Origin of the sequence: Paracoccus panacisoli, from assembly GCF_042435015.1 — a bacterium.
GTDB lineage: Bacteria > Pseudomonadota > Alphaproteobacteria > Rhodobacterales > Rhodobacteraceae > Paracoccus > Paracoccus panacisoli.
Genome location: NZ_JBHMQU010000125.1, coordinates 1 through 970, shown reverse-complemented (window position 1 = coordinate 970; position 970 = coordinate 1). Strand labels below are relative to the sequence as shown.

The window sequence follows — 970 nt, the reverse complement described above, 5'->3', positions numbered from 1 at the left end:
TGAGTGCAATGGCAGAAGCCAGCCTGACTGCAAGACTGACACGTCGAGCAGAGTCGAAAGACGGCCATAGTGATCCGGTGGTCCCGAGTGGAAGGGCCATCGCTCAACGGATAAAAGGTACGCTGGGGATAACAGGCTGATGATGCCCAAGAGTCCATATCGACGGCATCGTTTGGCACCTCGATGTCGGCTCATCTCATCCTGGGGCTGGAGCAGGTCCCAAGGGTATGGCTGTTCGCCATTTAAAGAGGTACGTGAGCTGGGTTTAGAACGTCGTGAGACAGTTCGGTCCCTATCTGCCGTGGGTGTAGGATACTTGAGAGGAGTTGCCCCTAGTACGAGAGGACCGGGGTGAACGTTCCACTGGTGGACCAGTTGTCGTGCCAACGGCAGTGCTGGGTAGCTATGAACGGACAGGATAAACGCTGAAGGCATCTAAGCGTGAAGCCCCCCTCAAAACAAGGTATCCCTTGAGAGCCGTGGAAGACCACCACGTCGATAGGCCGGAGATGTACGCGCAGCAATGCGTTCAGTTGACCGGTACTAATGGCTCGATTGGCTTGATTTGATCCGGAAGAAGACAGACCACTGCCTTCTTCCGTCAAAAGCAACTTGGACAATGCTTCGGGAACCACCGCCAGGTGACCCCGAAACGCTGAGCGTTTCTTCCCCGGTCTGGTGGCCATAGCACGAGCGAAACACCCGATCCCATCCCGAACTCGGCCGTTAAGCGCCGTCGCGCCAATGGTACTGCGTCTCAAGACGTGGGAGAGTAGGTCACCGCCAGACCTGGAAAGAAACGCAGAACAATCTCTCAGAACGATAACCACCCCAACCGATCCAGCCTCATCGCAACGGATCCCATGGGGAAACCCCCGCCGCACAAGCGGCACGGTCGCGGGGTAGAGCAGCCCGGTAGCTCGTCAGGCTCATAACCTGAAGGTCATAGGTTCAAATCCTATCCCCGCAA

General features: G+C 56.7%; 1 tRNA gene and 2 rRNA genes. All 3 read left to right on the top strand.

Annotation, left to right across the window (positions count from 1 at the left end):
- Positions 1-568, top strand: a 23S ribosomal RNA gene (locus tag ACFHYO_RS16150); the annotation flags it as partial.
- Between the two features lie 106 nt (positions 569-674).
- Positions 675-789: ribosomal RNA gene (rrf, locus tag ACFHYO_RS16145) — 5S ribosomal RNA — on the top strand.
- A gap of 107 nt (positions 790-896) precedes the next feature.
- Positions 897-970: transfer RNA gene (locus ACFHYO_RS16140), tRNA-Met, on the top strand.